Source organism: Paracraurococcus ruber (assembly GCF_004353985.1).
GTDB classification, from domain to species: domain Bacteria; phylum Pseudomonadota; class Alphaproteobacteria; order Acetobacterales; family Acetobacteraceae; genus Paracraurococcus; species Paracraurococcus ruber.
In genome coordinates, this window is record NZ_SMOA01000375.1 from 1 (window position 1) to 4,322 (window position 4,322).

4 protein-coding genes are annotated in these 4,322 nt (G+C 74.9%); all 4 read left to right on the forward strand.

The window, feature by feature from the left end:
- Positions 1 to 142: 142 nt before the first annotated feature.
- Positions 143 to 1,525: a glycosyltransferase family 4 protein gene (locus E2C05_RS29265; protein ID WP_133223149.1), complete on the forward strand. Its 1,383-nt coding sequence runs from the start codon at positions 143 to 145 to the stop codon at positions 1,523 to 1,525.
- Positions 1,522 to 2,697, forward strand: coding sequence for a polysaccharide pyruvyl transferase family protein (locus E2C05_RS29270; RefSeq protein ID WP_133223150.1), 1,176 nt, complete (start codon positions 1,522 to 1,524; stop codon positions 2,695 to 2,697). The genes E2C05_RS29265 and E2C05_RS29270 overlap by 4 nt, the downstream gene beginning before the upstream one ends.
- Positions 2,694 to 3,362 carry a hypothetical protein gene (locus E2C05_RS29275; RefSeq protein ID WP_133223151.1) on the forward strand — a complete coding sequence of 223 codons (669 nt, stop codon included), beginning with the start codon at positions 2,694 to 2,696 and terminating at the stop codon, positions 3,360 to 3,362. The genes E2C05_RS29270 and E2C05_RS29275 overlap by 4 nt, the downstream gene beginning before the upstream one ends.
- 10 nt (positions 3,363 to 3,372) lie before the next feature.
- A partial coding sequence (locus E2C05_RS29280; protein ID WP_205083171.1) for an ABC transporter transmembrane domain-containing protein occupies positions 3,373 to 4,322 on the forward strand: 950 nt, incomplete at its 3' end.

Consider the following 4,322-nt stretch of genomic DNA (forward strand, 5'->3'; position numbering starts at 1 on the left):
CCGCCGGCGGCCGGGCCTGCGTGCTGCCGGCGCTGCGGCTGGCCGCGCCCGACCCGGTGCCGCCGCCCGCCCCCTGGCGGCCGGCGGCGCAGATCGCCGAACGCCTCCTGCTGGCCGGGCTGCTGCCCGAGGGGACCGAAGCATGCGCGTCCTGATCGTCTCCCACGCCCATCCCGCCTTCTCCATCGGCGGCGCCGAGGTCGCCTCCCACGCGCTGTTCCGCGCGCTGGCGGCGATGCCGGGGGTGGAGGCGCATTACCTCGCCCGCACCGGCCACCCGGTGGCGCGCCACGCCGCCGGGCCGCTGATGAGCCTGCGGCAGGGCCCGCGCGAGGTCTTCGCGCATCTCGACGGCTATGACCACGAATGGCTGTCGACCCGGCAGCTGGAGGACCTGGACGGGCCGATCGCCGACTGGCTGCGCGACCTGGCGCCCGACGTGGTGCATGTGCACCACCTGATCGGCTATGGCGCGGAGCTGCTGGCGCTGCTGCGGCGCGTGCTGCCGCAGGCCGTCATCTGCGTCACCTTCCACGAATACCTGCCGATCTGCCTCAACCACGGGCAGATGGTGAAGACGCAGCGCAACCGGCTCTGCCACAGCGCCAGCCCGGCCGAATGCAGCGCCTGCAAGCCGGCCTGGACGCCGGAGCAGGTGGCGCGGCGGGAGCGCTTCCTGAAGGACCATCTGGCGCTGGCGGATCGCTACGTCTCGCCCTCGCGCTTCCTGGCCGACCGCTTCGTGGCCTGGGGCCTGCCGCGGGATCGCTTCGCGGTCATCGAGAACGGCCTGGCCGACAGCCCGGCGGCGGCGCCGCGGCCGCTGCCGAAGGGCGGCCGCCGCGCCCGCTTCGGCTTCTTCGGCCAGGTCACCGAGTTCAAGGGGCTGCAGGTGGTGCTGGACGCCATCGCCCGCGTGCCCGACGCGGTCTGGGGCGAGGATGCCGCGCTGGCCGTCTTCGGCGGCAACCTGGAGCACCAGCCGGAGGCCTTCCGCACGCGCTTCGAGGCGCTGCTGCAGGCCGCCGGCCGCCGCGCCCGCTTCCACGGCGCCTACCGGCCGGAGGAATTGCCGCGGCTGATGGCCCAGGTGGACTGGGTGGTGATGCCCAGCATCTGGTGGGAGAACAGCCCGGTGGTGATCCAGGAAGCCTTCCACCACCGCCGCCCGGTCATCTGCAGCGATATCGGCGGCATGGCGGAGAAGGTGCGGGACCGGGTGGACGGGCTGCATTTCCGCACCGGCAGCGCCGAGGACCTGGCCGACCGGCTGGCCGAGGCGCTGACCGACCGCGCGCTCTGGCCGCGGCTCTCGGCGGGCTGCCCGGTGCCGCCCGGCGCCGCCGACTGCGCCGCGGCGCATCTCGATCTCTACGCGGGGGCGCTGCGCGCCCGCGGCGGGGCGGTGGCGCCGCGGCCGGCGCGCCGGCGCCGGGTTAGCCCCGGCTTAAGCGGCGCCGGCCATGCTGCCGCGCCGCATCGCCCAGCAAGGCGCCCAGGGGATCGCGCAGGGAGGCCCGCATGACCCGCGTTCTCGTCATCAGCCCGTCGGGCGAGGTCTACGACCACGACAATGTCCGCTGGTACAACCACACCGACGTGCAGGGCAGCCTGCACCACTACCACAACATCGGCGACGCCTTCGTCTTCGACAGCTCCCTGAAGCTGCTGCGCTTCACCCATCTGGAGCCGCTGAAGATCCGCAACCCGACGGATGCGGACATCGACCGCTACAACGCCGAGTTCGACTTCGCCTTCCTGCGCGGGTCCAACTACATCCACCCCTTCATGGACTGGGAGGACGCGCCGCGCGTGCTGTCGCGCCTGCGCATCCCGGTCATCGCCTTCGGCATCGGCGCGCAGGCGCCGAAGAAGGGGAAGCTGGAGCTCTCCGACGCGACGAAGCGGGTGCTGGCGCTGATCGCCGAGCGGTCCGCCTCGTTCGGCGTGCGCGGCGCCTATACCGCCGACGTGCTCTGGCAGCTCGGCATCCGCGATGCCCGCATCATCGGCTGCCCCACAGCCTTCCGCCGCAACGACCCGGAGCTGCGGATCACCCTGCCGCCGCTCGACCAGGTGCGGCGCGCGGTCTTCACCCTGCGGCGTGAGGTGGGCGGGGACTACGCCCAGGACGTCGCCCGCTATCTCGGCCTGCAGCGGGACTGCATCCTCGACCTCGCCCGCCGCTTCGACCTGCAGGTGATGGCGCAGGGCGAGGTCGAGGAGAAGAAGATCCTCTGGGGCACCCCGGCCCAGCGGGAGGAAGGTCTGGCGGCTCTGCGGCACGAAGGCTGGCTGCGCGGGCCGGAGGACCCGATGGAGCGGCTCTATGACGGGCGGCTGTTCTATTCCGACGTGGTCGCCGATATCGAGCGCTTCCTCGCCGCCCGCGACCTGGTGCTGGGCTACCGGCTGCACGGCAACCTGATGGCGCTGTCGAACGGCGTGCCCTCGGTCTACTTCACCTATGACAGCCGCACGGTCGAGTTCGCCGAGACGCTGGGCATCCCCTCCTTCGACGTCTTCGGCGGCCGGGAGTTCCGGCTGGAGGAGTACTGGGAACAGGCGCTGTTCGACCGCTTCAACCGCGCCTTCCGCCAGCGCTACCGCGACATGCGCCTCTTCCTCGAGGAGAATGGCGTGCCGCACCGCATGCGCGACGAGACGGCGGCGGCGCCGCGCCGCCTGGTCGCATGAGCGCGGCGGCCACGGCGCCGCCCCAGGGCACGATGTCCGCCGGCCTGCGCGGCTTCGTCGAGGCGCGGGCCGATGGCGCGATCCTCGGCTGGGCCTGGGACCCCGCGCGGCCTTCGGCGCGGCTGACGGTGGTGCTGCGCGACGGTGAGGCGGAGATCGCCCGGGCCCTGGCCGACCTGCCGCGGGACGACCTGGCGCGCAGCGGCATCGGCGACGGCGCGCATGCCTTCCGCTTCGACCTGCCGCCGGGGCAGGCGGCGCGCCTCGACGCCATCGCCGTTCTCGCCCTGGCGGCGGATGGCGGCGCCGTGCCGCTCGACAGCGTGCCGCCGCCGCCCGGCCTCGACAGCCTGCCGCTGATCCGGCTGCAGCGCGGCCTGCAGCGCCTGGCCGAGGGGCAGCGCGCCATCCTGGCCGCAATGGCCCCGGGGCCGGAGGCAACCGGCGCGCCCGCCCTGCTGCACCGCATCGCCGCGGCGCAGGAGGCGACGGCGCGGCAGGTCGAGACGGTGGAGGTCTTCGTGAACCGGCTGGACGAGCGCCTGGCCGCCCTGGCCGCCACGCCGGCGCCGCCGCGCCTGTCGCCCGCGACCCTGCTGCTCGCCGCCCTGTTCGGCGCCGCCGCGGCGGCGGCGATGACGCTCGCCCTGCGGCATCTGGGCTGAGATGCCGGCGGTGCCGCTGAGGGAGGCGCGGGCGATGGCGGCGGCGGCGCTGCCGCTGCTGGCCGGGCTGAACCTGGTGCAGGCCCTCGCCTCGCTCGGCCTGCCGCTGTTCATGCTGGGCGTCTTCGACATCGTGCTCGCCGCCTTCAGCGTGCCGGCCGCGCTCTGGCTGCTGCTGGCCATCGGCCTCGTCATCGCACTGCAATCGGCGACCGAGGCGCTGCGCAGCCTGGCGCAGCAGGCGGCCGGGGCCGCCTTCGCGCGGCGGCTGGAAGGCGAGGCGCTGGAGGCGGTGTCGCGCCTCGGCGGCGACCCGCAGCCGCTGCGGGACCTGGAGGCGCTGCGGGGCTTCGCCGCGTCCCACGCCGCGGCGACCCTGCTGGATGCCTGCTGGGCGCCGCTCTTCCTCGCCGTGCTGCTGGTGCTCTCGCCCGCCTTCGCGCTGTATGGCCTGGCGGTGGCGGCGCTGCTGGTGCTGCTGAAGCTGGCCGGGGACCGGGCCAGCAAGGCCGGCCTCGCCACCGCGAATGCCGAGGCGGCGGGCATCGCCGGCGACTATGCCGCGGCGCTGCGGGCGGCGGAGGCGGTGGCCGGCCTCGGCCTGCTGCCGCGGCTGCTGGCCCGCTGGCAGGCGCGGGAAGCGGCGATGTTCGCCGCCGCCCGCCCGGCCATCGCCCGGGCCGGGGTGCTGGCGGCGCTGGCCCGGGCGGTGAAGCTGGCGGCCACCGCGGGGATGATCGCGCTGGGCGCCTGGATGGTGCTGTCGGACACGATCGGCATCGGCCTGATGATCGCCGGCACGCAGATCCTGGCGCGCATGCTGGCGCCGATCGAGCGCCTGGCGGGCGTCTTCCAGGACCTGGCGCAGGCCCGTGCCGCCTGGGACCGGCTGGCGGAGGCGCTGGCCGCGCCGGCGCCGGCGCGCGACCGCACCGCCCTGCCGCCGCCGCGCGGCCGGCT